Source organism: Aeromonas sp. YN13HZO-058 (genome assembly GCF_001921245.1).
Taxonomy (GTDB): domain Bacteria; phylum Pseudomonadota; class Gammaproteobacteria; order Enterobacterales; family Aeromonadaceae; genus Aeromonas; species Aeromonas allosaccharophila.
The window spans coordinates 1-25,112 of record NZ_MQSY01000079.1 but is presented as its reverse complement, the minus strand read 5'-3'; the positions used below and the strand labels follow the sequence as shown (position 1 = coordinate 25,112).

The window sequence follows — 25,112 nt, the reverse complement described above, 5'->3', positions numbered from 1 at the left end:
AAGGCCCCGCTGTTGGGGCCTTATGTTCAGGAGCGTTTCTCTGCCCGCTTCTCTGCTAGATAAGGAGCAAATTGCGGCGTGTACTCAGCCTTGAACCCCTGTTCGGTCTTGATGATGAGATAGACCGCCAGCTTGTGCTGTTTGGCAAATGCCATCCCCGCTTCAGGTCCCATTACCATCAGCGCAGTATCGAGGGCATCGGCCTCCAGTGCGGTCGGGGTGATCACGCTGGCGGAGACCAGCTTGTGGGTGACCGGCTGGCCGGTGGCGGGATCGATGATATGGGAGTAACGCTGGCCATCCAGCTCGTAGTAGTTGCGATAGCTGCCCGCGGTGCTGAGCGCCATGCCGTTGGGGATGACGATATCGGAAAACGCCCCCGGCTGATCGGAGGGCTCGACGATGGCCACTCTCCATGGCGAGCCCTTGCTGTTGTTGCCCTTGCTGCGCACCGCACCGGCCACTTCGATCAGGTAGTTGTGTACCCCCTTGCCCTCGAGCAGGGCGGCAATCTCGTCAGAGGCGGCCCCTTCGCCGAGGGTGGAGAGGTCGAGATAGAGATCCGGGATCGTTTTTTCGAGCAGGAAGTGATCCCCCTGCGGGGTCAGGGTCAGCTTGTCGATCCCCACCTTGTGGCGGGCGGCGGCAATGGCCGTCTCATCGGGTCGCTTGACTGGCCGTTTGTCGGGGCCAAAGCCCCACAGATTGACCAGAGGCCCCACGGTCACATCCAGCTTGCCATCGGTCAGCCGACCGGCATCAAGGCCCTGCTGGACGATGATGGCCATGGCGGGCGGAATGGCAAACGGGGTGTTGGCAGGCCCCTGATTGAAACGGGAGATGAGCGAGCCCGGATCGTAGGTGGAGATCTCCTTGTTCATCCGGGCCAGCAGGCTCTCCACGTCGCTTTTGAGGGCGGGTTCCCCACCGGGGTAGCTATCGCTCAGGGTCACCACATAGTAGGTGCCCATGGTCTTGCCCTGAATGCGGGTCTGGGCAGGCGGGGTGGGCTGGCAGCCGGCCAGCGCCAGCAGCAGGGTCAGCAGCAGGCCGCGCAGGGCCGCCACGGGGGTCATTGCAATCATCCGGCGCTCTCATCTGGAGGAGGTTCATATCGGGGCGCTAGCTTAGCCAAGGGGCGCCCGCCGGGCGAGCCCTGATAGGTGCAATCGGAGGAAAAAGGGCAGAAAAAATTAAACAGTTTTGAACCTGTGGCTGGAGCGGGTCGTATCGTCCAACCGTGAGGGGAGATATTGGCGAGTGCAGCACCATCTGGTGACCTGGCCCGCAGCTTTGGCCAAAAGCCATAGCCGATTGAAGACAATTGAGTAAAATGAAGGTTGATTTAGACGGCATCTTTGCGAAGCGTTAACCGCATCCGCCAAGTCGTTGCCATCCATTGCCAATCAAAGGAGAAGATGATGAAAAAGGCGATTACCCTGCTGTTGCTGAGTACCCTGGCTGCCCCGGTGCTGGCGGATGAGTGTGTACTGGTCATCGAAGGCAATGATGCCATGCAGTACAACCTCAAAGAGATGAGTGTGCCGGCCACCTGCAAAGAGGTGACGGTCACCCTGAACCACACCGGCAAGCTGCCTGCTACCGCCATGGGTCACAACTGGGTGCTGGCCAGCACTGCCGACTATCAGACCGTGGCGACTGCCGGGATGAGCGCCGGGGCCGAGAATGACTACCTGCCCAAGGATGATCCCCGTGTACTGGCTCACACCAAGCTGATCGGCGGCGGCGAGAGCAGCAGCGTTACCTTCAAGACCGACGGTCTGGCGGGCAAGGACCTCACCTTCTTCTGCTCCTTCCCCGGTCACTTCGCCATGATGAAGGGCGCCTTCAAGGTCAACTAAGGCGATAACCGGCATCGAGCCGGTTGCCTGAATAGCAAAAGCCGGGATTACCCGGCTTTTTCATCTCTGCTGCTTGCTTGTGGCATGGCATGACTGCACACCGCCGACTTTCGCGCTATTTGGCCTGCAGGGTAAAGAAGGCGATGGCGGTCTTCTTCTGGCATTCGAAGTGAATGCTCTCTTCCCCGGTCACCACCAGCGTCTCGTTGATGGCCACCTCTTTGCCCTGCACGGTCAGCTGGCCGCTCAGCAGGTGGCAGAGGTAGGTCTTCTCTGGCTCGAGGGTCAGGGTCAGCGGGAAGGGGAGGTTCAGCACCCGCACGTTGGCGCTGATGCGATCCGGATGGTAGATAAGCCCCAGATCGGTCACCTCTTTTTTCAGCAGCTCGCAGTGGGTCTCCTCATCGCCGCTAAAGTGCGCCGCCTCGAAGGTGGCGTAGGGGTGGCCGTTGAGCACAAAGCCAGCCCCGCTCACCGGCAGCAAAATGCGCTGATAGCCAGGAAAGGGGGAGAAGGGGCCCGCGCTCTTGATGGGGGCCGAGCTCAGTCGGTAGTCAAAGTCGAGTTTGGCAAGGCTCGTCCCCTTGGGGGAGATGAGGATCTGGCTGGTGGTGCCCTGCTGGTTTTTCCAGGGCATCTTCTGGTGGTCAGACTCTTTAATCAGGGTGATCACGGGCACTTCCTCACGATGAAGAAACGCAGGGAGCCGGGCACATCAGCCCCGGCTCCCTGATAGAGATTGGCGATGGTAAAGGCGATCAGCCCTGACCATCCAGTGCGGCCAGCCGTGCTTCCATGGCGGCGAGACGGCTCTTGAGCTCGCTCACCTCCTGCTCCAGCTCGCTCAGACGGTCGGCAGCAGGGGAGGCATAGGCCGCAGCGGGGGCGGCATCCATCATCGCCTGAATATCCACTTCGCCGCTGAACAGGTGGGCGTAGCGGGATTCGCGCTTGCCCGGCTCGCGCGGCAGCTTGACCACGTAGGGGCCACGCTCGATAAGGGCGCCGAGCACCGCATCCACTTCGGTGACATCATCGAAGCTGCAGAGGCGGTTGGTGCGTGAGCGCAGCTCCCCCGGGGTTTGCGGGCCGCGCAGCAGCAGTTCACAGACGATGCCGAGTTCCTGGGCGCTGAATTTCAGCTCGCCAAATTCGGTGTTGCAGAATCTGTGCTGGTAGCGGGGTACCCGGGCGTTGAAACCGGCGGTGTTGACCACCAGCCGCTTGCGGATCAGCTCGTCCACCACGGCGCGGATATCGAGCTCGGAGAGCTCCAGCACCGGCTCGCGGTTGCTCTTCTGGTTGCAGGCGTTGACCAGCGCATTAAGGGAGAGGGGATATTGATCCGGGGTGCAGATCTCTTTTTCAATCAGACAGCCGATGACGCGGGCCTCCAGCGGGCCAAGTACTAACTCCATTTCCTACTCCCTTCCGAATCGAAACATCAAGAGCCCCTATCTTAGTCATGGCCCGCGCCGCGTCTAGCATTGCGCGCCATTTTTGCGAGGTCATCAGGGGGTTGGCGAAAGGCTCGCCAACGCCGGAGGCATCCGGTTTTACTGCTGCTCCTGATAGAAGCGCGCCTTGTCGGCATACATGGCATCGTCTGCCACCCGGCTCAGCTCTGCCAGCGGGGTCTGGTCGCTGCTGCTCCAGCCGATGGCAAAACGCAGCGGGAAGCAGTGCTCGCCATGCTGCACGGTGGCGTGGTGCTGGCTTGCTTCCAGTCGTGCTGCCAGCCGCTGACTGGCGAGGTGATCCGCCTCCGCCAGCAGCACGAACTCGTCGCCACCGATGCGAAAGATCTTCTCATCCTGACGGCAGAGGGTGCGCAGCTGGCGGGCCATCTGGATCAGCAGGGCGTCGCCTGCCTCGTGTCCATACTGGTCGTTGGTGCGCTTGAGGCCGTTGAGATCGAGCATGAAGAGGGCGAGGTGACGCTCGGGATGGCGCGCCAGCACCGCCTGATAGTGATGGAAGGCCTCTTCGAACGCCTGCCGGTTGGGCAGCCCGGTGAGGTTGTCGGTGCGGGCGACCCGCGCCAGCTCATCGGTAAAGAGTCGCCCCTCGATGCCCACCGCCAGCTGCTTGGCAAACAGCCGCAAGATGGCCCTGTCTTCGGACTCCAGCCCTTCGGCGCTCACCATCAGATAGCCAAACAGCACGCCGCTCTGGCTGCCGGGCAGGGTCATGATCTTCCAGAGCGTGTTATCCCACTGGCATTCGGAGTGTCTGATCTCTTCATCTATCAGCTGGGCCAGCTTCTCCTGCAGGGCATCCCGCAAGGGGGCATCGACCCCCTGGGTCAGGGAGTAGTGGGGCTCTCCGTCGCGGCGGATCACCAGCCCCCAGCGGTGGCCGGGATAGAGCTGGGAGAGCTGCAGCAGGGCGGAGCTGGCCAGCTCGGCAATATCGATATCCAGCTGCTGGTGCAGGCCGAACTGCAGCCAGGATTGCAGGATATGGCGGCTGCGCTCCTCCCGGCTCAGGGCCGAGCGCAGGGCGGTCGTTTGCGAGGCGACCTCTTGCTCCAGCTCGTCGTTGAAACCGAGCAGCCGCTGGTTGAACGCCTCTTTCTCGCTATTGGCGCGCTGCAGCTGTTCGTTTTGCTGGTAGAGCGCCCGCACCTGGGCCGAGATGGTGCTGGCCATCTCCTGCAGCAGCTGGCGCACCTCGTCGTACTCGACAAAGCGCAGCGGTGCCTGCTGTTGCTGGTAGTTGCCCTTGCCATAGCTGCGCACCAGCGCGGCCAGTGAACGCAGCGGTCGGGTGAGCCAGCGGGTGAGCCAGACGCAGCCGATGGCTACCAGCAGCAACATGCCGACAATGCTGCCGGTCAGCAGCTGCTGGGATTTGTTGAGCTCGCTGACCCTGTCATCGCTGTAGCTGTAAAGGGTGATGGTGGGGGTGATCTCCTGCTCCAGCTGGGGCCAGCCGATGACCAGGGGTTGCGCCATCTTGCTTGGCACTCTCTCCTTGTCGGGCTCGGTGTCGTTCGTGGCGTTGGCGCTCTGGTGAGCCCCTTCGTAGAGACGGTTCTTGCCCTGGGAGATCACCAGATATTCGCTCCCCTTGAGATAGGGCTCCAGCAGTTGGGCCATCTGTCGCCAGGGGAGAATGGCCATCACGAAGCCGGAAGGGGTTTGCATCACCCCTGCGCGCTGGTGATTGCGATAGATGGGGGCTACCAGTGCCAGCCCGCCGCTGCGGTTCTGCTCCATATCGCCGACCAGCACGGGATCATCGACAGATAGCAGCAGATGCTTGCCCTGTTTCGCCTCGCGGGTCTTGCTCCAGGCCATCAGCTGCGGCATCAGATTGCTCGATTCGAGGTGAGAGGCCTGGCCATTGATGTACTCCACCACCAGCCCCTTGTCATCGATGAGGTAGGCCGAGGTGAGCAGGCTGTTGGACTTGATGAAGGTGGCCAGCGCCAGCCGGGCATGGCTGGAGAAGAGAAAGTTGTCGAGGGCCTGATGGAGTACCCGATCCTGGCTGAGCTGATTGAGCTGGGTGCCGATCAGCTCGCTGCGAAAGCGGGCCTCGCGGGTCATGCTGGTGAGGGCCCGCTCCAGCTGTGACTGCTCGCTCTGGGCGATGATCTGGTGCTGGCGGATCAGCAGCACAGTGCTGGCCAGCAGTGCCGGCAGCAAGGCGACGGTGAAAAGGATGATGATGAGGGTCGGGCCGAGCCGAAAGGTGCGATGTTTCATGGTGTTTTGACCTGCCGGTACTGCTGATCGGCCAGCTGCTGCATATAGCGGGCGGTGTCGGCAGCACTGATCCCCTCTTTAAAGCGCTCGAACCCTTTCTCCATCGCTTGCCAGGCGATGGACATGGCGCTGTCGGAGGGCATGGGGGTACTGAGAGTGAACTGTTCCAGCAGCACTTTTTCCTGAGGCGTGGGACGGCGGCTGATGGCGGTAAATGCCTGCTGATTGACCGGCAGCAGCGCCCCCTGATGATAGATGAACTGTTGAATATCCTGACGCTGGATAAAGGTCATCAATGCCTTGATGACGGGTTTCCGATCCTCATCATCCATCGCCCAGCGGGAGGCTCCCATCACGTAGGCGCCGCTCATGGAGTGCATGGGATGGCTTTGCCAGCGGGGCAGCAGGGCAACGCCCAGCTTATCCCCCATATTCTTCACCAGATCATTGAACGCCCAGTCCCCATTGATGAGGTAGGCGCTCTTGCCCTCATTGAAGCGGGTGAGGGCGGTGTCATAGTCGCACTCGGGATCGACCCACTGTTCGCTGACGACGGTGCGGTAGGCCTCCAGTGCCTGCACCATGGCCGGGCTGTCGAGGGTGATGCGCCCTTCGGTCACCGGCGAGCCGCCAAAGGTGTGTAAAAAGGCGGCGAAGTAGTACATGTCGTGATAGGGCCAGCTGACGGGGTAGACCCCCTTGGCCTTGAGGGTCGGGGTGATAGCTGTCAGTTGCTGCCATTGGGTCACCGGAGTCGAGACCAGCGCCTTGTTGTAAAACAGCATCAGATGGTTGCCCTGCATCATGGGCATGCCCCAGCGTTGCCGATCCAGGGTGACATAACGCAGGGCGCTGGCCATCAGCGCGGGGGAAAACCACTCGGCCGGGAGCGGGGCGAGGGTCATCTGGCGATAGAGGCCGATAAAATCGGAGGGGATCAGCATCAGATCGGGCAGCCCCCTGGCCTGAGCTGCCAGCAGGAGATCCGCCTTGATCTTGCCTGGCTCAATCTGGGTGACCCGTACTCTGTGGTTCCCCTCCTGATTGAAGCGGGCGATCACGTCGTCGATCACGTAACCGGCTTGCTGGGAGTGCCACAGCTCCAGTTCAGGCTCCTGAGCCTGCAGGGGGTGGCTCAATGCGAACAGGCAAAGCAGCAAGAGATGATAAAAAGATCGTTTTCTGCTCATGTTATCATCACCGTTATTCCCTGAATTCCAAGGGAAAAATGTAACAAACTACCGGCAAGATAGGTAGGCTCGGGTGTCAACTAATTGACTGAAACAACAAAAAGCCCGGCGCGTGGGCCGGGCTGGGGGATAAATTGCTTATCCGCATATTCTTCGAGGCATCTATTGTGGATGTTGTTTGAGGATGTCGTATATCTCCTCTTTCAGTTTGAGTTTCTGTTTTTTCAGATCTCTCACCTCGGCGCTATAGTCGCTGGCGTGATGCTTTTCCAACTTTCTAATCTCCGCATCCAGGTCGTTGTGCAAGTCAAACTTCTTCTGGAAATGGACATCACTGCTCTTCAGTTTCGAGATGAGTTCTCTGTACTCTGGGAACATGTAATGGAGCCTCCTTGGTTTCGTTTGATTGTGCCTGTAAGACCAAAGCTACCCCTTAGTGCCGGGGATAAATGTGATCCTGATCGGATTTGGGGGCAATGATTTGGAGTATTCGGCGGGATATTTATAACTTGTTGAATCAAAACAAGATAAGTGATTTATCAATCTGAATGATGAGCCAAACTGTGCGACAAGTCACAACAGGGGCTGTGTTGGCGTGAGGGTGCAGGATCAAAGAAGGGGCCGATTGGCCCCTTTTTATGGATGCAGGCAACGTTACTCTTTCTCTTCGTCCGCCTGCTCTTTTTTCTTTTTCTTCTCGGGCAGCGGCTTGCCGTCACGGTGGATCACCTTGCCCGCTTCAAAGCCAATCTGGGCCGCCAGCTCCTCCAGATCCGCCGACTTGGCCTGATCCCCGATGGCGTAGCGATAGTTGGCGATGGAGAGTTTGTCAGCCACCGGCGTGCCCGGGACGATAGGCTCGTGCCAGCCCTGGCCGATGTGGGCCACCAGGGTGCCGTTCATCAGCAGCTCGCCGACGATCTCCTGGGTCGGATTGCCCTTGCCGTAGGTGAGACCCTGCGGGTGCTTCTTGCCGACCAGCGGCTCGTTGCTGGCGGGGATCAGCTTGGTGCGGATCAGCCACTTGGGCTTTTTGGTGTTGCCCACCGCCTTACCGGTTTGGTACTCGTTGATCTTGATGGTCTTGATCATCTGGGCCATGAAGTCCTTGGTCAGCGCCTTCTGGGCGTCGCTGGTTTCATCGATGGCGATGGGCGCCACATACCAGGTCTGGGTGGCTTGAGCCTTGGGAGCGGCAGGGGCAGTTTGCGCCATGGCCAGGGGGCTGAGCAGGATGGCAGCCAGCAAGAGTCCTATCTTCTTCATTGTGATTCCGCTTTTGTTTCAACAAGAATTTTGTTTTGCCAGCGACGACTGCGCCAGCGCCAGAACATGGCCAGACCGCGCACCCACTCGTCGCAGGCCAGCGCCAGCCAGATACCGACCAGTCCATAACCCTGCATGATACCGAGGAAATAGGAGAGTGGCACGGCAATTCCCCACATGGAGAGCAACGCCATGTAGAGGGGGAAACGGGCATCCCCGGTGGCCCGCAGGGCGTTGATCACCACCAGATTGAAGGTGCGGCCGGGTTCGAGGATAAGGCTGATAAGAAACAGTTGCGCCACCTGGGTGATGATGTCGGCATCATCGGTAAAGAGGCTGATGATGGTACGGCCATTGAGGGCCGCCGCCACGGCGATGACGCAGGTGACTGCCAGCCCCAGCTTGAGGCTCTTGAGCAGCTGTTGATAGGCGCGATCGAACTGTCTGGCCCCCGCCAGATGACCGATGATGATCTCGTTGCCAAGGCCGATGGAGAGGCCAAACAGCAGGATAAACAGGCAGATCTGGAAGAAGTAGGACTGGGTTGCCAGCGCCTTGTCTCCCAGCAGTCCGACAAAGGCTGTCACCACCATAAACTGCAGCATCCAGGAGAGATTCTCCCCTGCAGCAGGCAGGCCGATATGGAGCACCTTGCCCAGCATCTCCCGGCTGGGGTGGACGATATCACGTACCACCAGTCGAATGCCGGTCTTGCGGGCTACCAGCCACACCAGCAGTACCACGCCCACCAGACGCCCGGCAACTGTGCTGATGGCGACACCGGCGACGCCAAGCTGGGGCAGGCCAAACCAGCCGTAGAGCAGCAGCAGGTTGCCGACGAAGGTGATGAGGTTGACGATGAGGGTCACATACATCGCCTGACGGGTGTGGCCGTGAGCGCGCAGGGTCGCCGCCAGACAGAGGGCTGCCGCTTCCGGTAACAGGCAGAGACCGATGATCTGCAAGTAAAGCGTCCCGTCGCTCATCAGATTGGCAGGCAGGTTCATCAGCGCCAGCATGGTGCTGGCCCCCGCCATCACGCCGATGGCGGCCACCAGACCGATCAGCAGGTTGAAGCCGATAGCGGTGTGGATCACCACCCGACTCTTCTCCCGATCGCCGGCCCCCAGATACTGGGTGATCACCACGCTGGTACCGATGCTGACGAAGCTGAACAATGTGATGGCGAGATCGAACACCTGATTGCCGACCGCCAGCGCCGCCACTCCCTGATAGGAGACGTGACCCACCATGAAGGTGTTGAGGGCACCGGTCAGAAAGTGCAGGGCGAGATCGATAAAGAGCGGCCAGGTCAGTGCAAATAGCGTGCCCGGGCCTGCGTGGGATTGAGATTGCATGGCATGTCCAACAGCTGGGAGGGCACGGGGGAGTGTCCTCTGGGGGCGCATTTAACACCAAGGCCAAGGCCGGTGCAATCCTTGTGCAGGATTGCACCGGCCAGGGGAGCAGGCCAAGGGATCAGGCAGGCGTGGCGCCCGCCTCCTGTTCGCTTGGCAGGGTGAGGCGCGCCGAGTCGGGCAGGGCATCATCCTGCGGCCAGTGGGAGCGGATGGCATCGGTCGTGCTCTCCACCACCTCGTCATCCCTGAACACCGGCTCGCGGTAGCAGCGGGTCATGCGCAGCGCCTGATACATATCCGGGCAGAGGATGATCCCCTCATCGCCCACCCGCACGCCCGCCTGTTTGAGCCAGTGGGTCATCTGGCCGTGGCGACCCGCCATCACCATATGGATGCCGCGCCGTTTCAGATCCTTGTGCAGTTCCCCCACCATGCTCATCACACTGATGTCCTGATGGGTGAAGCAGGCGACCGCGTCGATCACCAGACACTTGGGATTGTGGGGATCCTGCACCAGCAGGGCCAGCACCCGCCGCTTGAAGTAGGGGGCGTTGAAGTAGGTCAGCGGCGAGTTGAAGCGATAGACCAGAATGCCCGGGATCGCCTTGGCCTGTTCGTTGTCTCCCAGGGTGCGTACTACCCCCTCGTCATCCATGCCGAGCAGCTGATCTGTGGGGCGCATCACATTGCGCAGGAACTGGAACAGCCCCAGCAGCACAGCGAGGGTGATCCCCGGGATCACCCCCATGGTGAGCACGCTGATAAAGGTGACCAATGCCAGCCAGAACGCGGAGCGATCCGAATTGCGCAGCGCCCAGAGGCCGCGAAAATCGGTGAGCGACAGGGAGGCCATCACCAGCACCACCCCGAGGGCGGCGGTGGGAATGTATTTGAGCGGCGCCGTCAGGTAGAAGGTGATGAGGGCGATCACTGCGGCGGCGATGATGGAGACCAGCTGACTCTTGCCGCCGTTGGCGTCGTTAACCGCGGTGCGTGAATCTGCCCCGCTGATGGCAAAGCCCTGCGAGACCGCGGAGGCGAGGTTCGCCATGCCCAGCGCCCGGAACTCCTTGTCCGCGTCTATCTCGTAACCGTTCTTGGCGGCAAAGCTGCGGGCGGTCAGCATCATGGAGACGAAGCTCACCATGGCTAGGTTAAGCGCAGGCAGCACCAGCTCCCGCATCAGGCCGGGAGGAAATTCCGGCATCTGGAACGCGGGCAGGCCGGAGCCCACCGTCCCTAGGGTGGCGATATCAAACTGGCCGAGATTAAAGCCCCACACCAGCGCAGCGGTCACCACCATGGCCACCATGGAGGAGGGCCATGCCGGTTTGTAGCGCTTGGCCAGCAGCAAGGTGAGCAGGGCTACCAGACTCATGGCCAGGGTCGGCAGATGGGTCTGGGTGATATAGGTGGCCCCGCTGGCGATCCGCTCGATGAGGTAACGTTCGCTGAAAGTGAAGCCGAAGATCTTGGAGAGCTGGCCCACCATGATGGTGATGGCCACCCCGTTGAGCAGCCCCATCAGGATCGGGCGGGAGAGAAAGTCCGCCAGCACTCCCAGCTTGAAGCGGCTGGCAATCAGGCACCAGAAGCCGGTCATGGCGGTCATGGTCATCACCAGTTGCCAGTGACGGGTGGGATCCCCCGCAGCCAGCGGCGTCACCACGGCGGCGATGACCGCGCAGGTGGCGGCATCGGGGCCGACAATCAGCTGGCGGGAGGTGCCAAACAGGGCGTAGACCAGCATGGGCAGGATGCAGGAGTAGAGGCCGACGATGGCGCCCACCCCGGCGAGTTCGGCATAGGCGATGGCGACGGGCAGCGCCACGGCCGCCACCGAGAGTCCGGCGCGAAGGTCTGGCATCAACCAGGCGCGCTGGTATTGCAGCAGGGCAGCGAGGCCCGGTAGCCAGCGTTCGAGAGAGAAGAAGTCGCGCATTATTTAACCCATTGAGTTACAACCAGCTTTTCCCCTAGTGTGCCCAAGGTTATCGAAAGATTGCAATCAGGTTATGGCCAGTTTACCTGAAGGTCAGGCCAGATAGCCGGCCAGCGTTTCTCCTTGATGCGCTGGGTAAAAATCTGTTTGTCCTGGCGACATTTGGGGTTGGCACTCACTTGCAGCGACCAGTTGATGGCAAAGCCGTAGGGGGCAAGCCACTCGAACTCGCCATCCCGGGTGAGGCGCACGCCGATGCAGGTCGGCACTTCGACCCAGTGGCTCAGCGCCTCCAGACTGCTGGCAAACGGTGCTACCAGCTGCCGCGTGTGCATGCGAGCCTGATTGCGCACCTCCCACTGCTGATCCGGCAGCCGTTTGGCTAGCCAGGCTTCGTGTTCCGCCTCGGCCAGCCCTTGCGGATCGTTTTTATCGAGATAGATAAGGTCGATATCGTTGAGCGGGGTGGGCACCGCCTTGTGATGAAGGTGATCCCAGATGAGGTTGCGAATAAAACCGGCTCCCAGCGCCCAGTCGGGCAGATTGAGCTCGGCGGCGGCCTGCAGGCATGCCATCCGCTCGGGATCGGCCCGCAGCAGGGCTTCGGTTTTGGCTTGGCATTGCTGTTCGAGGACGGTGTTCAGAGGTTCAGTTGTTGGCATTGCGGCGTAACCAGACATCAATGTAACGGCAGCTCGGCACTATAGTGAGCCCCTCCGCCTGAGTCCAGTTGAAGAAGGCGCGCGCCAGCTGATCGGCAATCCCCTGTACCCGCAGCTCGGGGGGCACGAAGGTGCTGTAGGCATCGATGGTCTTGGCATCGAGCCGCCGGTAGCGCAGTCTCGACTCCTTCCCCTCCACCATACAGATGAACTGCTGCTGGTTGGCCTGATGGATGATGTCGCTCATGGTGGGCACCTCTGGCATAAAGTTGGGTCTCTCGGCACAACATAACTGTTAGCCAAGGTATAGAACAGATAATGAGAGCCCGTGGCCAATATCATGTGCTTTGGCATGGTGTGGTGTGAATATCGCGAGGTAGATCAAGATGCCCGATTGCTAGTCGGGCACCGCGTTAGTGTCAGCCAGGAGCGCTGGCTAAAGCGTGCTGGTCAAGGGGGACTGGATCAGTCCCAGGCCCGCTCCAACAGGGTAAGTAACTGCTCACGGTCGGCGTCCTTGCGATTGAACAGCATGGCGCCGTCGTTGAGCGCCAGATCGCGTATCTCGGTCAGTAGCGAGCGATCGCTAACCCCTGCCTCGCTCATGGTGCGCGGCAGCTTGACCGCCTGCCACAGGGTATCGCGCAGGGTGCGAATGGCGGAGATGGTCGCCTCCGCCCGCTGGTGGGCGGGGGTGGCGGCAAAGCGCTCTGCCCCCACCAGCGGCAACAGCAGCCGAGCCAGCTCGCTATCCACCTCGGGGCGGTTGTAGTCGAGCACGGTGGGCAAAAAGAGGTTCATGCACAGCCCGTGGGGCAGATGGCAGCGGGCCCCCAGGCTGTGGCCGAGGGCGTGTACCAGCCCCACCATGGAGTTGGAGAAAGCCATGCCAGCCAGCGTTGAGCCTTCCGCCAGTTGCAGCCGCAGCTGTTTGTTCTGGGGATCGTGGATGATTTGCGGCAGGGCGCTGGCGATCTTCTCCACCGCCATCAGGGCCAGCGCGTCGCTCACCGGGTTCTTGGCGGTGCCGATAAAGGCCTCGATGGCATGGGTCATGGCATCCATGGCGGTAGCTGCGGTGATATTGAGGGGCAGTCCCTGGGTCAGGCGCGGGTCGAGCACCGCCAGCTGGGGCAGCAGGAAGGGGGAGGTGAAGGGCACCTTGCGCCCGCTCGCCTCATCCTTGATCACCGCTACTAGCGTCACTTCTGATCCTGTGCCCGCCGTGGTCGGTACCACCGCCAGCGGCTTGAGGGGACGGGTCAGGCAACCGGCGCCCGAGTAGTCGAGCAGATGATCCCCCCCCATGGAAGTGAGAATATTGACCGCTTTGGCGGTGTCGATCACCGAACCGCCCCCCAGCGCCACCAGACTGTCACAGTCGAGCTCGCGATAGCGCTTGGCGATCCGCTCCACCACGGCGGTGGAGGAGTCGGCCGGGATCTCATCCCAAATGGCGGCAACCGGCAGATCCCCCTCGGCCAGCACATTGGCCAGCAGGGTGGCAAGACCGGTGGCATTGACCCCCTTGTCGGTCAGCAGCAGCGGGCGACGCGCCCCGAGGCTGGCCAGCTCACTGGCCAGCTGCTCCAGCGCCTGTTCACCGGCCAGCAGTTTGACCGGGCAGAAGAAATCGTAATAGCGGCTCATTTCAAGGCTCCTTGCGCGTTAGCCGGTCACCAGACCCAGATAGATGTTGCAGGCCCGGCCGAATTTGTTGGTCGGAACGGGATAGTGGCGCAGCAGGGGCCGCGCGATAAAGGCGGGCAGGATCAGGGACTGCATCTGCTCAAGCCCCCGCACCAGTTGCATGGCGACGGTCAGATCCCCCTCCACCAACAGCCGGTTTTCACCAAACGCCTGATTGACCCCGAGCCGAAAGCTCAGGGTGCGAAAGGCGATATTGGGGTGCTTGAAGCGCACCCGCAGCGGATGGATGGTGGCATGCGGAGCGACCGGCGCGCCGGGATACCAGCGGCCACCCTGCTTGTGCATGTTCATGGCGTAGCCGATGCCGCCCACTTCGAGGCGGATCGCCAGCCCGTCCGGCAACGGCGCCAATTCGCGACGTACCGCCTCGTCGGTGCGGGCGGCGCGGCAGAGGGTGCGACCCACCACCCAGAGCAGGGTGATGATCCAGAGGTGGCGGCCAAGGGCGGCCGCAGATTCAAACATCCTTGTTTGCATGGGGATTGGCTCCTGATATGGCTGACCAGAAGAGGGCGAACGCACTGGCTTGCCAGTAGTCGTCCTCTCCCAGCTCCGGTTGATCGACAAACAGTGATGCGCAGGCGAGGAACTGGCCCTGACACACCTCCAGCAACAGTGGCGCGGGAGCCTGCATCAGCTCGCCGCTAGCCTGCCCCTTTGCCAGCAGGGCGGGCAGAAAGCGCAAGGCATCATTCAGGATCTGGCTGCGGGCCGGTCTGGCCAGCAGCGGAGAGTGAAAGAAGCCGAGCACGAATTTGAGTTCATTGGGGTTAGCCTGCATCCACTCCATCGCCAGTTGCCAGTAGTGGCGGGTCTGGTCGTACAGCGGCAGGGTGGGGTCTGCTTCATGGATGGCTGCCCCCATCCGGGTTTTCACATCCTGATAGAGCTGGAGGATCAGCGCCTCCTTGCTCGGAAAGTGGTGGAACAGGGTGCCGTTGGCTACCCCGGCCGCCTTGGCGATACGGGCGGTGGCGGCCCCCTGCAGGCCATCTTCGGCGCAGAGGGCGAGGGCAGCATCCAGGATCTGGCGGCGCTTGTCGGTCATGGCTGGTGGCGGTGGGATGGCCTGGTTCATGGTCATCTCCATCAGCGCAGGAAGAAGGCCATCATCAGCTTCTGGATCCAGCTGTGGTAGGGCGGGTGGATCAGGGAGCCGGTGGTGAACTTGCCGCGGGTCAGCACGGTTTTCGCCTTGGAGAAGGTGAGGAACCCTTCGTGGCCGTGGTAGTGGCCCATGCCGGAGGCGCCGATGCCGCCAAACGGCACATCGTCGGCGGCTACCTGAAACAGGCTCTCGTTGATCGCCATGCCGCCGGAGTGGGTCTCCCGGGTCACTCGCGCCTGCAACTGGGGGTCGAAGCTCATCAGATAGAGGGCCAGCGGGCGGGGCCGCTCGGCCACATAGGCGAGCGCCTCCTCCAGGGTGTCGTAGGGGATGAGCGGCAGCAGCGGGCCGAAGATCTCCTGCTGCATCACCTGACAATGATGGGGCACCCCGGTCAGCAGGTGGGGCACCAGCAGGCGACGCTGGTCGTCGCGGGCAGGGCTGCCACAGGGGTGGAGCTCGGCACCCGCCTGCTCGGCCTCATCCAGCCAGCTGACGAGGCGCTGATACTGGCGATCGTTGATGATGGCGCCGTAGTCGGCACTATTGAGCCCCTGTGGGTAGAGCTTGCTGAAGTGGCTGCGATAGGCGGCGATAAAGTGCTCCACCTCGCTGCGGGGCAGTAGCACATAGTCAGGGGCGACGCAGATCTGCCCGGCGTTGAGGCTCTTGCCGAAGATCATCCGCTCGACCGCGGTGGCCACCGGCATGTCGGGGGCGATGAGGCAGGGGCTCTTGCCACCCAGCTCAAGGGTGAGCGAGGTGAGCTGGGGTGCCGCCGCGGCCATCACCAGCTTGCCCACCATGGTCGAGCCGGTAAAGAGCAGGTGATCGAACGGCAGCGAGCTGAACGCGGCCGCCATCTGGGCATCCCCCTCGATAATGGCGATCTCGTGCTCGTCAAACACGCTGGTGAGCATGGTGCGCAGCACGGCGTTGGTATGAGGGGTGAACTCGGAGAGTTTCAGCATCGCCCGGTTGCCCGCTGCGATGGCGGTGATGAGGGGGCCAAGGCTCAGCATCACCGGAAAGTTCCACGGCACTATGATGCCGACCACCCCGAGCGGCTGGAAGTGTACCTCGACCCGGGCGGGGGCCAGCAGCAGGCCGGTGTGGCGGCGGTGAGGCTGCATCCAGCGCTTGAGCCGTTTCTGGGTGTAGTTGATCTGCATGATGCAGGGCAGCACATCGGCGATCAGGCTGTCGTAGTTGCTGCGCTGGCCATAATCCGCTGCCAGCGCTTTGCACAGCTCTCCCTTGTAGGCGAGCAGCGTCTGCTTGAGTTTGGTCAGCTGTGCCCGGCGCTCGGCCAGGGTGGGCATGGGGTGAGCCAGACTCGCCCGCTTGAGCCGTGCCAGCTGATCCGGCAGGGACAGCTTGATGGCGAGGATATCCTCAGGAGTGTGTTGAAGCTGCGCCGCACCCATGTTGTTCTCCGCATGAAAAATGACCGACTGATTAGTCGGTCTGAATTTAGCTGTTTGTTACCGGAATGTAAAGCTGGCAAGCTCTCTCCCGCTCACCGCGAGCTGGACGCAAGAGAGAACTGTGTGCCTCCCCACACTTTTGGGGTTTGCTCGTTGGTGACTTATCCAATAAGGGGTAGTTTTTGGCTATTAACCTACACGGAGAGAGCACTATGACCAGGGAACTGAACAGCTTGTTGGCCCGGCTTGAAGATGTGGTTGAGCGGATGCCGGATTGCTTCAACACCTATGAGTTCGCCCAGAAGCTGGCGCTGCAATATCAGCCGGAGTTTTTTGCCGCGGGCCACTCTCTGGCCGAGCACGAGGGCAAGGTGCTGCGGGTGCTGCACCAGAAGATCGCCGAGGCGCTGGCGGGCAGCGAGGTGGTGATTGAGGGGGCACTGCTCCCCTGCGTCACCCCCTGGGGGGAGAAGGCGACCTCACCGCGCTGGCATCGCAAGCACTGAGGGGCGTAGTCAGGCAGATCAGTGCCAGATAGCAGATAACAAACAACGATAAAGGGCGCGGCGCTGGCAACAGGGTCGCGCCGTTTTTTGTGCAGATTGTCGCCAGCAGCGCCCCCGCAGCCGGGAGCAAAGGCCCGGTCTGTGATCCCATGCCGGGATACGGGGCCTTCAGCCGGGTAGACTCTCCCCTTTGTCGCAGGGTTTGTCACCGTAGGAATTTCTCATGACCCATAAAATCATTCTGGATACCGACCCGGGTATCGACGATGCCATGGCCATTCTGTTTGCCGAGGCCCACCCCGCCATCGAGCTGCTTGCCATCACCACCGTGTATGGCAACGCCACCATCGTCAATGGCACCCGCAACGCCCTCTGGCTCAAACAGAAATATGGCATGAAGGCGGATGTGGCCAAGGGGGCCGCTGCCCCGCTGCTGCGCGAACCGGTCGGCCCCACCACCATAGTCCACGGCCCGAGCGGCTTTGGTGACATGGAGGCGGGGGAGGTGACTATCGCTCCGGATCCCCGCCCCGCCTGGCAATATATTGTCGAGGCGGTCAAAGCCGCGCCGGGGGAGATCACCCTCGTCACCATCGGCCCCCTGACCAATCTGGCGCTGGCGCTGCAACAGGCGCCCGAGATTGTCTCGCTGGTAAAACAGGTGGTAGTAATGGGCGGCGCCTTTGGCGTCAACGGCCATCGCGGCAACGTCACCCCCTATGCCGAGGCCAATATCCACGACGATCCCGATGCCGCCGACCGGGTCTTTACCGCCGACTGGCCGGTGGTGATCATCGGGCTGGACGTGACCCAACAGAGCTTCTTCAGCAGCGCCTATCTGGATGAGCTCAGGGATAAGGCGGGGGAGCCGGGTCGCTTCCTGTGGGATGTCAGCCGCTTCTACCTGCGCTTCTACTCCGAGAAGCTGGGGCTCTCCGGTTGCCACGTCCACGATCCGTCCGCCATCGCCTATGTCATCGACCCGACCCTCTTTACCCTGCGGGAAGGGCCGGTGCGGGTCATCACCAGCGGCCCGGCCATCGGCCACACCCTGCAAAAGTTTGATGGCAAGCGCCACTCCCACGACGACTGGGCTGAGTATCGCCCGCAGCAGGTCGGGGTGGCGGTGCGCGACGAAGCCTTGCTGGCGCTCTATCGCGAGACGCTGGTGGGCTGGGGCAAGGATTGCTGAGCAAAGAGGCGGCATTGCGCTGACGCGGGGGCTGTGATCGGCGCCAAACAATCGGGGCGCACAGCCGCTTATACTGCCTGATATCAAGACCTTGGGAGGGATGAAGATGGCCTGGATTTCCTTGATAGTGGCAATTGCGCTGATCTGGTGGTTGATGAAGCTGGGGCGTGGCGCCCTGTTCGAGATCCGCCTTGCTCCCGGCAAGGTGGTGGTCAAGCAGGGCAAGGTGTCGCCCGCCTTTATTGAGCACGCCAAGCAGATCCTGCGCCACGACACGGTGCGCGGTCGCATTGTGGGGCAGCGCGATGGCGATGGTGTAAAGCTGATCTTCTCCCGCTCCATCCCCGAGCCGGTGGCCCAGCGGTTCCGCAATATCTTCCCCTATGGTGATTACCGCCAGCCAACGGCGCCGCTGCCGGGCACCAAACCGCGCAAGGGGTGATCCCCTGCCTGCGGTTCACCAATAGCAAACGGGCCTCCAGTGGAGCAATGCTGTTCACTTAAGAGAATTTGAGTTCCAGTCCACGTAGTATCAGGGCTAAAAAATGAGGGAGGCATGATGCCTCCCTCTTTCTATTGCAAGCCACGCTGGATAAAGGCTGAAGGAACATCGACTGGAAACAGCCTTGCTCCCCCAACTTAAGTCGCATTTGTGAATAATTAGTCAAAAATGTGCTTATCTGAACAGCATTGCTCCAGTGGAGGCCCGTTTTTTATAGTGCTGCGCGATGCAATGGTGCTGTACTGGCGCCGGAGTCTTACTCCTTGCCGTGCAGCTCGCGCTGGGCCTTGACCGCCGCCGCCTTGACGGCGGTGCCTTCATTGCCCCAGGAGGCGCGCAGGGTGTTGACCAGCTCGGCGAGCCGCTCGTCATCCAGGGTCCAGCCATAACCCGGCATATGGTAGCCGAGATGACCGCGGGTGACCGGGGTCTCGGCGCCGTGCAGCAGCACGTTGATCAGGCTCGACGGATCGCCCGCCAGCACGGTGCGGTTGTTCACCAGCGAGGGGATGACGTGGTCATTGCCCTGGCCGTTGACCCCGTGACAGGTGGAGCAGTACATGGCGTAGTCCGCCTTGCCGCTGGCACTGGCGTAGGCACGAGCCCCTTTCTCCGCCACCGGCTCATCTTTCAGGTCGGTCAGATAGGTGGCGATGCTGGCCAGATCGGCGTCGCTGAAATACTGGCTGCTGTGAGTGATCACTTCCCCCATGGGGCCTGCGACCGCTTCATGCTGGCTGCGGCCTGTTTTCAGCAGATCGATCAGCGCCTGCTTGCTGTAACGGCTGCCGCGAATGTCGGGAGCATACCAGCCATCCAGCGCCGCACCGCTCAGGTAGACGGGATCCGCCTCGGTCAGCGCTTTCTCCTGCATCCCCAATCCGCGCGGGGTGTGGCAGCTGCCGCAGTGACCGGCGCCCTGCACCAGATAGGCGCCACGATTCCACTCTTCGCTCTTGCCGGCTACCGGGGTGAAGCGGCTGTCATCGTGGTAGAGCCAGTTCCAGCCAATCAGCGGCCAGCGCATGTTGAGCGGCCAGGGGATGTCGCTCTCCTTGTTGGCGATGGCCAGCGGCTGCACCTCCTTCATCAGATAGTGATAGAGATCTTCGAGATCTTTATCGCTCATCTTGGCGTAGGCGGTGTAGGGCATGGCCGGATAGAGGCGATGGCCGTCGCGGGCCACCCCTTCGCGCATCACCTTGATGAACTCCGGCAGGCTGTAGTTGCCGATACCGTGGCTCTTGTCGGGGGTGATGTTGGTGGCAAATACGGTGCCGATGGGGGTGGGGAAGCCCTTGCCGCCCGCCAGCGGCTTGCTGGTCTCGCTGGTGTGACAGGCGGCGCAATCGCCCAGTTTGGCCACGTATTCCCCTGCCGACATGGCGGGGGCTGCGTGGGCGGCAAGGGCGGGCAGTGCCAGCAGCAGGGCGCTGGCGGTCATTGACAGGGTGCGGCTCATTGGGCACCTCCCTTGCTCAGGGCAACCAGCTCGTTGACGGCGCGCCACGCTTCGTCGATGGCGGCGTGGGCGTAGGGGCTCCAGCCCGCATCCGAGTTGGCGATGGTGATGTTGCCGATCGGCTGGCGACCCAGCTCAATCCATTTTTCGCACTGCGCTTCGTCATCAAACAGGGTGTTGGTGACATAGGAGTAGCCGTGAGACCAGCGGTTGACCGTGATGGCGAGGATATCCTGCTCATGGTTGAAACCGGCGCTGCCCAGCATCCCCTGCAGCTGTTCGCGGATCATCTGCTCATGCTGCTCGAACGGCATGCCGAGGATCATGGCGCGCCCCTTGCGGGACTGTTCACGGGCCGAGAGGCCGCTGCCCGGCAGGGTCGGCACATAGACCATGTGCAGGCACATGGGCTGATCCGGGCTCTTGGGATGCTCGTAGCCACCCATGCTGACCGGATAGTCGAGCTTGACCCGGCTGTAGGGGGCTGCAGGGGAGTAGACCTCGTGCACCCCCAGCTTGACGAATGCTTGCCAGTTTTTGATCACCACCTTGGTGTAGACCAGCGGCGCCTTGGCATTCTGGCGCAGCGCCTCCTTCTGGGGCTCCGGCATCTCGGGCACCATGTAGGGGATCATCATGTTGTAACCCGCCATGACTGACTGCTTGGCCCGTACCCGATGCAGTTTCCCCTCCTTGATGTAGGTGACATCCACCGCCAGCTTGCCATCGGCGAGGCGCACGTTTTTGGCCTGCAACGCCGTGCTGCCAAGGCGCAGTTGCACCTTGTGCTCCGGCAGGTCGAGCTTGCCGTAGTCAAACTTGGCCAGCACCACATCCTGCATGGTGTGGCCCGGTGCCACCTGCGGAATGAGCTTGCGCACCATCAGGCGGGTGAGACCGGCGTTGCCATCCGGGAAGTGGAAGATGTAGGGATCGTCCAGCTCCGCCTGCTCCTCGGCATCCAGCGGCGTCAGATTGAGGCCGTCGAACCCCGGTAAGGCACACAGGCGCGCATCGGCGCAGGCGGTGGCGTCGATGCCGACCGCCTGGAAGTCGTTGGTGCGCTGCTGGAAGTAAGTGATCGCCCGCTCGCTGAGGCCCACTTTATCGCGCAGGAAGGTGGTGTAGCTGTTGCGGGTGACCCACTCGTCCTGCTGCTCGCGGGTCATGCCGCTCAGGTAGTCGATCTTCGATTCGTGCAGGGCCAGCAGGGCGGCCTTGTCGGCATCATCGAGGGGGAAGTCACCGATAAATTCTGCCAGTGGACGGCCGTTCAGGCGATCGCGGGGGATGTCGTCCGCCACGTTGTGACCCGGATCGCCGTTCACTATCTTGTTGACGCCAAAGTGTTTCTCGTCGAAATAGACGCCGCGGCTCAGCCCCAGATCCGGATAGAAGGTCTGCTGGAACCCTTTGGCCAGCTCGTCGATGTTGACCTCCAGCGCCTTGAGCAGACCGAGTGCCACCGGGCTGTAGACCGAGCGCGGTGATTGCAGGGATTCGCTGCCACCGTAACCCAGCCGCAGGCCATCGGGGGTGGTGAACTCGTTGCGCTTGGCGTGGCCACCGAAGTCGTCGTGGTTGTCGAGCAGCAGGATCTTCTTATCCGCGCCGAGCAGTTGCTGATAGAAGCAGGCAGCGGCCAGACCGCTGATCCCGGCGCCGACGATCACCAGATCGACCTCCCCCTCGAGGGGGATATTGGCGAAGTCATACTGCTTGCCGTCACGGGCGATACTGTGGGCCGGTTCGAAAGAGCCAGGGTGGTTGCCGCGCAGGCCGGTCAGGGCAGGCGGGTAGGCCAGGGTTTTGTCGGCCAGTGCGCTGCCGCCTTCGGCAGCCTTGAGCAGATTGATGGGGGCGATGCCTGCCGCAATGGTGATGGCAACGCCGTTGAGAAAATCTCTGCGTGTAATACTCATGGCTATCCCTGTGTTAGGAGAAGTAATGAATAAGTGGATTCATTATGGGAGGGAGACACAGATCCTGTTCAGGATTGGGCGCCGAATCTACCGTTATCCTCACGCTGAGTCCATACGATTGCTAATGGATTATTAAGCACCATTTTCCTGCTTGTGACGAGAGTGATGCGCTGATGGGGGTGATTTGCCCTGTTGCAGGGCAAATTATCTCTCGGCTCGGTCGGTCAATGATTGCCGCAGCTGATTAGTTTGGGAGGCGTTCGGGCATCCTTGTCGACTCGGGGGGATGATCGCGTTAAGCTCTTAACTACTTGTTTTATAGACTCTCTTTTTACTCACTGGCGTAACAGCCACTCTGGAGGCGCAATGAACTGGTATATCTCGGTCCTCAAGCAATATGCGGTATTCAGCGGGCGGGCCCGCCGCACCGAATACTGGATGTTCGTGCTGTGCAACATCATTGTCATGCTGCTGCTCGGCATGGTGGACAAGCTGATTGGCGGCGACAAGGAGCTGATAAGCTCGATCTATTCGCTGGCGGTGTTGCTGCCATCGCTGGCGGTGGCGGCCCGTCGCCTGCACGACACCGACCGCAGCGCTTGGTGGCTGCTGCTCGGGCTTATCCCCATTATCGGCACCCTGGTGCTCATCTACTTTATGGTCTGCAACGGCCAGCAGGGGCCGAACCGCTTCGGTGACGATCCCAAAGCGGCCCCCTCGCAGGGCTTTATCGTCAGTTAACGGGCTCTGCTCGGCCAATAATCGGCCAATTAAAAGAGAGGGAGGCATCATGCCTCCCTCTCTTTTTCGTGTTGATGGCCGATCAACGCTCAATCAGCGGGGCGGAGCGGTAGCTCCACATGCCGTAGGTGCGCAGGGCATCGCGGTAGATGCCGAGCAGCTCGCTCTCGCTCGGGGTGGCCAGCTCCTCAAGCGGCTTGTCGGGGTAGCTGACGCTTGCCACCTTGATATTGGCCGGGCCAATCTGGTCGCAGGCGATTTCCAGCACCGTCTGGCCCCGGCGCACATGGCTGGCGGAGCTCACCAGCACCGCATAGTCAATCTGGTGGCGCGCGAGGGCATAAGCGCTGTAGAGGGCGTTATCCACCGTGCTGGTGGCGTAGTTCTCTTCAATCAGGCGGCTGCGGTCGATGCCGTGATTGGCCAGCCAGTCGGCCATCAGCTTGCCTTCGGTCTGGCGGTTCTGCGGCACGCCGCCAGTCAGGATGATCAGCGCCTCAGGGTCGGCCTTGGCCTGCGTCAGGGTGGTTTGCAGGCGGCCCAGCAGGATCTTGTCCATGCTGCCGTCGGGATTGAGGGCGTAGCCCAGAGTGACGATGGCGCGCTTGCCTTCCCTGGTGGCCTTGACCTGATCCTCGGTCAGTTCGGTCTGCAGCGGGGCGGCGGTGATCCGCTGCACCTGGGCGATGATCTCCTCCAGATCGGCGGCGCGGCCGCCGTTGCGATCCGCCACTTTCGCCAGATAGCTGCGGGAGGCCTCCTTGTTGCCCTTCACCAACTGCCAGATGGCGAGATAGCTGTTGATGTCGAGATCATCGGGAGCGACGGCCTGTGCCTGCTCCAGCAAGGTGATGGCGCGGCTCAGGTTGCCGTTGTAGATCTGGGCGTTGGCCGCCGAGATCAGCAGGTCGGTGCGGTAGGGCTCAAGCTGGTAGGCGGCCAGCAGCCGCTCGGTCACCAGCTCCATATTGCTCGGCATCTTGGCGGTAAAACCGGCATGGGAGATCTTGGCTGGCGACTTGTAGATCTGCAGCGCTTCGTCGAGCAGCATGTCCACCGCCTGGCGTTTGCTGACCAGGGTATTGAGGTCGCGCTCCATCTGCATCGAACTCTCGGCTGCCTGCAGGGTGAGGGGCGAGAGCGCCAGCAGGCCGCCGAGGGTGAGGGCAAGAAGGGTCTGTTTCATCAAAAGGTCCTCTGTCGGGCTGAATCGCGCTGTGGCGCAGCGGTTTGCGGGCCGATGCGACGAGGCAAATGTGCGTCAATTCAGTCTGTTAGTGCCAAAGAGGGGGCAATATAGCAGCTAACGGCGCGGCAAACTGTGAGTCGGGGCGGGTCGTCGGGTGATGCCACACTAGTGGCCGCAAAAGTGGCCGCAAAGGGTCAGCCGCCATCTGAAAAGGGCAGGGGGAGCGTGATTCCCCCTGCTGCGAGGGGCGCAGGCCCCTCCCTCTATCGCGGTTCAAGACAGATGGGGTGTCAATCCATCTGCGGGTGAGTGTTCGCAGTCAGTTCCACATCGGGGAGACGCGGGCTTCCAGCGTCTCTTGCTGCTCTTCGGGCATATCGCTGAAGAAGTTGAGCTGGGTCTGCTCCTCCACCTGACGCACCGAGACCCGGTAGTCGGCGATCTGGCTGATGGGCACCTCTTCCTGCGGCATGATAAAGGCGATGGCCTGCAGCTTGGCCGGGTCCATCACGATCTTGTAGTAGGCACTCGGGATCGCCACACCCTGACCGATAGACTCTTCAGAGCCGGTAAAAATGGGGCCGGTGATCACCTGCACATTCTTGCGGGAGACCGCCCACTTGTTCACCTTGTCCTCCAGCACGCGCCACGCCTTCTGGTTGAGTACCCCGATCTGCGGCGTCATGTTGCTCAGCAGGAAGCTCTCTTTCATGGTGTTCTTGTTCGATTTCATGTCCCCCGCCGGGGCCTGATGGCCACGGTCGTAGCCCGAGCCCTTGTAGTCGGAGAGGGTGGCGCGATAGGCGACCGGGATCTCTCTGTCCTCGGCGAAGGCATCCTTGCGCGGCACTGTGCCCTGTGCGCTCTGGGCGGTTATCCGGTAGGAGACCCAGTCCGCCACCTTGTAGTCGTAGTTGTAGCCGACGGCATACCCTTCACGGCAGAGCTTCTGATCCGATTCAGAGGGGAGGCCGAAGCGCACGTGCTCGCCGCACTCCCAGTGAGCCGCCAGCAAGGGAGTAGCAGTGAGGGTGAGGGTAACAGCCAGAACCAATTTATTGATTTTTATCATTTTTGTGATGCTCCAGTTTAGTAGGTGGAGCCATTTGACATGAGATCTGACCAGCGCTTAAATTGCTGTTTTTTTACACGTCACCGTTCTGTGACGGCTCGCCAAGATCCGTGATGTGACTGGTTAATATGTTTTAAATCAGTGGCTTGGTCGGTGGGATGATATGCGGTTGCTCGGCATGCAACGAAAAGGGGCCCGTGATGGTAATGCCGATCAGTTAAGGATCCATTGACCGATCCTCCTGATGTGTAAAAATCCGAAACCTGTTGATTTGGTTTCGGATTT

The 25,112-nt window shown here is 61.4% G+C and carries 24 protein-coding genes; 5 read left to right on the top strand and 19 right to left on the bottom strand.

Annotated features, from left to right (window positions below; all coding sequences use genetic code 11):
* Nucleotides 1-26 precede the first annotated feature (26 nt).
* Nucleotides 27-1,085, bottom strand: a complete 1,059-nt coding sequence (locus BSP75_RS20230) for an FAD:protein FMN transferase (RefSeq protein ID WP_083617274.1) — start codon at nucleotides 1,083-1,085, stop codon at nucleotides 27-29.
* Nucleotides 1,086-1,421: 336 nt separating this feature from the next.
* Here BSP75_RS20230 and azu point away from each other — a divergent pair, with 336 nt between their 5' ends.
* On the top strand, nucleotides 1,422-1,862 hold the full coding sequence (azu, locus tag BSP75_RS20225) for an azurin (protein WP_075114408.1): 441 nt from the start codon (nucleotides 1,422-1,424) through the stop codon (nucleotides 1,860-1,862).
* Between the two features lie 115 nt (nucleotides 1,863-1,977).
* On the opposite strand, the gene BSP75_RS20220 is transcribed toward azu, so the two are convergent.
* The 14 genes from BSP75_RS20220 to BSP75_RS20155 all read right to left on the bottom strand — a co-directional run bounded on the left by BSP75_RS20220 (nucleotide 1,978) and on the right by BSP75_RS20155 (nucleotide 16,241).
* Nucleotides 1,978-2,535 (bottom strand): HutD family protein, encoded by a 558-nt coding sequence (locus BSP75_RS20220; RefSeq protein ID WP_075114407.1) that lies wholly within the window; start codon nucleotides 2,533-2,535, stop codon nucleotides 1,978-1,980.
* Between the two features lie 85 nt (nucleotides 2,536-2,620).
* On the bottom strand, nucleotides 2,621-3,280 hold the full coding sequence (locus tag BSP75_RS20215) for a DUF480 domain-containing protein (protein WP_042057879.1): 660 nt from the start codon (nucleotides 3,278-3,280) through the stop codon (nucleotides 2,621-2,623).
* A gap of 138 nt (nucleotides 3,281-3,418) precedes the next feature.
* Nucleotides 3,419-5,575 (bottom strand): diguanylate cyclase, encoded by a 2,157-nt coding sequence (locus BSP75_RS20210; RefSeq protein WP_075114406.1) that lies wholly within the window; start codon nucleotides 5,573-5,575, stop codon nucleotides 3,419-3,421.
* Nucleotides 5,572-6,765 (bottom strand): extracellular solute-binding protein, encoded by a 1,194-nt coding sequence (locus BSP75_RS20205; RefSeq protein WP_075114405.1) that lies wholly within the window; start codon nucleotides 6,763-6,765, stop codon nucleotides 5,572-5,574. Before BSP75_RS20205 ends, BSP75_RS20210 begins: the two co-directional genes overlap by 4 nt.
* Nucleotides 6,766-6,927: 162 nt before the next feature.
* Entirely contained in the window at nucleotides 6,928-7,143 is a 216-nt protein-coding gene (locus BSP75_RS20200) for a DUF465 domain-containing protein (protein ID WP_005337763.1), read from the bottom strand.
* A 276-nt stretch (nucleotides 7,144-7,419) separates the two neighbouring features.
* Complete coding sequence (locus BSP75_RS20195; protein ID WP_075114404.1) at nucleotides 7,420-8,031, bottom strand: hypothetical protein; 612 nt, start codon at nucleotides 8,029-8,031, stop codon at nucleotides 7,420-7,422.
* A complete protein-coding gene (locus tag BSP75_RS20190) occupies nucleotides 8,028-9,389 on the bottom strand; it encodes an MATE family efflux transporter (RefSeq protein ID WP_005361670.1) in 1,362 nt (453 codons plus the stop codon). The genes BSP75_RS20195 and BSP75_RS20190 overlap by 4 nt, the downstream gene beginning before the upstream one ends.
* 121 nt (nucleotides 9,390-9,510) lie before the next feature.
* Entirely contained in the window at nucleotides 9,511-11,334 is a 1,824-nt protein-coding gene (locus tag BSP75_RS20185) for a SulP family inorganic anion transporter (protein ID WP_075114403.1), read from the bottom strand.
* A gap of 71 nt (nucleotides 11,335-11,405) precedes the next feature.
* Nucleotides 11,406-11,996 (bottom strand): nucleotidyltransferase family protein, encoded by a 591-nt coding sequence (locus BSP75_RS20180; protein WP_075114402.1) that lies wholly within the window; start codon nucleotides 11,994-11,996, stop codon nucleotides 11,406-11,408.
* Complete coding sequence (locus BSP75_RS20175; RefSeq protein WP_005337747.1) at nucleotides 11,983-12,243, bottom strand: GNAT family N-acetyltransferase; 261 nt, start codon at nucleotides 12,241-12,243, stop codon at nucleotides 11,983-11,985. The genes BSP75_RS20180 and BSP75_RS20175 overlap by 14 nt, the downstream gene beginning before the upstream one ends.
* A 218-nt stretch (nucleotides 12,244-12,461) precedes the next feature.
* Nucleotides 12,462-13,646, bottom strand: coding sequence for an iron-containing alcohol dehydrogenase (locus BSP75_RS20170; protein WP_075114401.1), 1,185 nt, complete (start codon nucleotides 13,644-13,646; stop codon nucleotides 12,462-12,464).
* 18 nt (nucleotides 13,647-13,664) lie between these two features.
* Nucleotides 13,665-14,183 (bottom strand): hypothetical protein, encoded by a 519-nt coding sequence (locus BSP75_RS20165; RefSeq protein WP_042057858.1) that lies wholly within the window; start codon nucleotides 14,181-14,183, stop codon nucleotides 13,665-13,667.
* Entirely contained in the window at nucleotides 14,164-14,784 is a 621-nt protein-coding gene (locus BSP75_RS20160; RefSeq protein ID WP_075114435.1) for a TetR/AcrR family transcriptional regulator, read from the bottom strand. Before BSP75_RS20160 ends, BSP75_RS20165 begins: the two co-directional genes overlap by 20 nt.
* Nucleotides 14,785-14,795: 11 nt before the next feature.
* Entirely contained in the window at nucleotides 14,796-16,241 is a 1,446-nt protein-coding gene (locus tag BSP75_RS20155; protein WP_075114400.1) for a coniferyl aldehyde dehydrogenase, read from the bottom strand.
* Between the two features lie 212 nt (nucleotides 16,242-16,453).
* On the opposite strand from BSP75_RS20155, the gene BSP75_RS20150 reads away from it, so the two are divergent.
* From BSP75_RS20150 to BSP75_RS20140, 3 genes are all read left to right on the top strand, one after another.
* Complete coding sequence (locus BSP75_RS20150) at nucleotides 16,454-16,747, top strand: hypothetical protein (RefSeq protein WP_042656987.1); 294 nt, start codon at nucleotides 16,454-16,456, stop codon at nucleotides 16,745-16,747.
* A gap of 223 nt (nucleotides 16,748-16,970) precedes the next feature.
* Nucleotides 16,971-17,939 (top strand): nucleoside hydrolase, encoded by a 969-nt coding sequence (locus BSP75_RS20145; RefSeq protein ID WP_075114399.1) that lies wholly within the window; start codon nucleotides 16,971-16,973, stop codon nucleotides 17,937-17,939.
* Nucleotides 17,940-18,045: 106 nt separating this feature from the next.
* Entirely contained in the window at nucleotides 18,046-18,381 is a 336-nt protein-coding gene (locus BSP75_RS20140; RefSeq protein WP_075114398.1) for a DUF3634 family protein, read from the top strand.
* A 316-nt stretch (nucleotides 18,382-18,697) separates the two neighbouring features.
* Here the strand turns inward: BSP75_RS20140 and BSP75_RS20135 are convergent, their stop codons facing one another.
* Both BSP75_RS20135 and BSP75_RS20130 read right to left on the bottom strand, forming a co-directional pair.
* Nucleotides 18,698-19,903, bottom strand: a complete 1,206-nt coding sequence (locus BSP75_RS20135; RefSeq protein ID WP_075114397.1) for a cytochrome c — start codon at nucleotides 19,901-19,903, stop codon at nucleotides 18,698-18,700.
* Complete coding sequence (locus BSP75_RS20130; RefSeq protein ID WP_075114396.1) at nucleotides 19,900-21,825, bottom strand: FAD/NAD(P)-binding protein; 1,926 nt, start codon at nucleotides 21,823-21,825, stop codon at nucleotides 19,900-19,902. The genes BSP75_RS20135 and BSP75_RS20130 overlap by 4 nt, the downstream gene beginning before the upstream one ends.
* Before the next feature lie 366 nt (nucleotides 21,826-22,191).
* On the opposite strand from BSP75_RS20130, the gene BSP75_RS20125 reads away from it, so the two are divergent.
* Nucleotides 22,192-22,566: a DUF805 domain-containing protein gene (locus BSP75_RS20125; RefSeq protein WP_075114395.1), complete on the top strand. Its 375-nt coding sequence runs from the start codon at nucleotides 22,192-22,194 to the stop codon at nucleotides 22,564-22,566.
* 82 nt (nucleotides 22,567-22,648) lie between these two features.
* On the opposite strand, the gene BSP75_RS20120 is transcribed toward BSP75_RS20125, so the two are convergent.
* Nucleotides 22,649-23,752: a YdcF family protein gene (locus BSP75_RS20120; protein WP_075114394.1), complete on the bottom strand. Its 1,104-nt coding sequence runs from the start codon at nucleotides 23,750-23,752 to the stop codon at nucleotides 22,649-22,651.
* Between the two features lie 322 nt (nucleotides 23,753-24,074).
* Complete coding sequence (locus tag BSP75_RS20115) at nucleotides 24,075-24,827, bottom strand: DNA/RNA non-specific endonuclease (protein WP_075114393.1); 753 nt, start codon at nucleotides 24,825-24,827, stop codon at nucleotides 24,075-24,077.
* Nucleotides 24,828-25,112 lie beyond the last annotated feature (285 nt).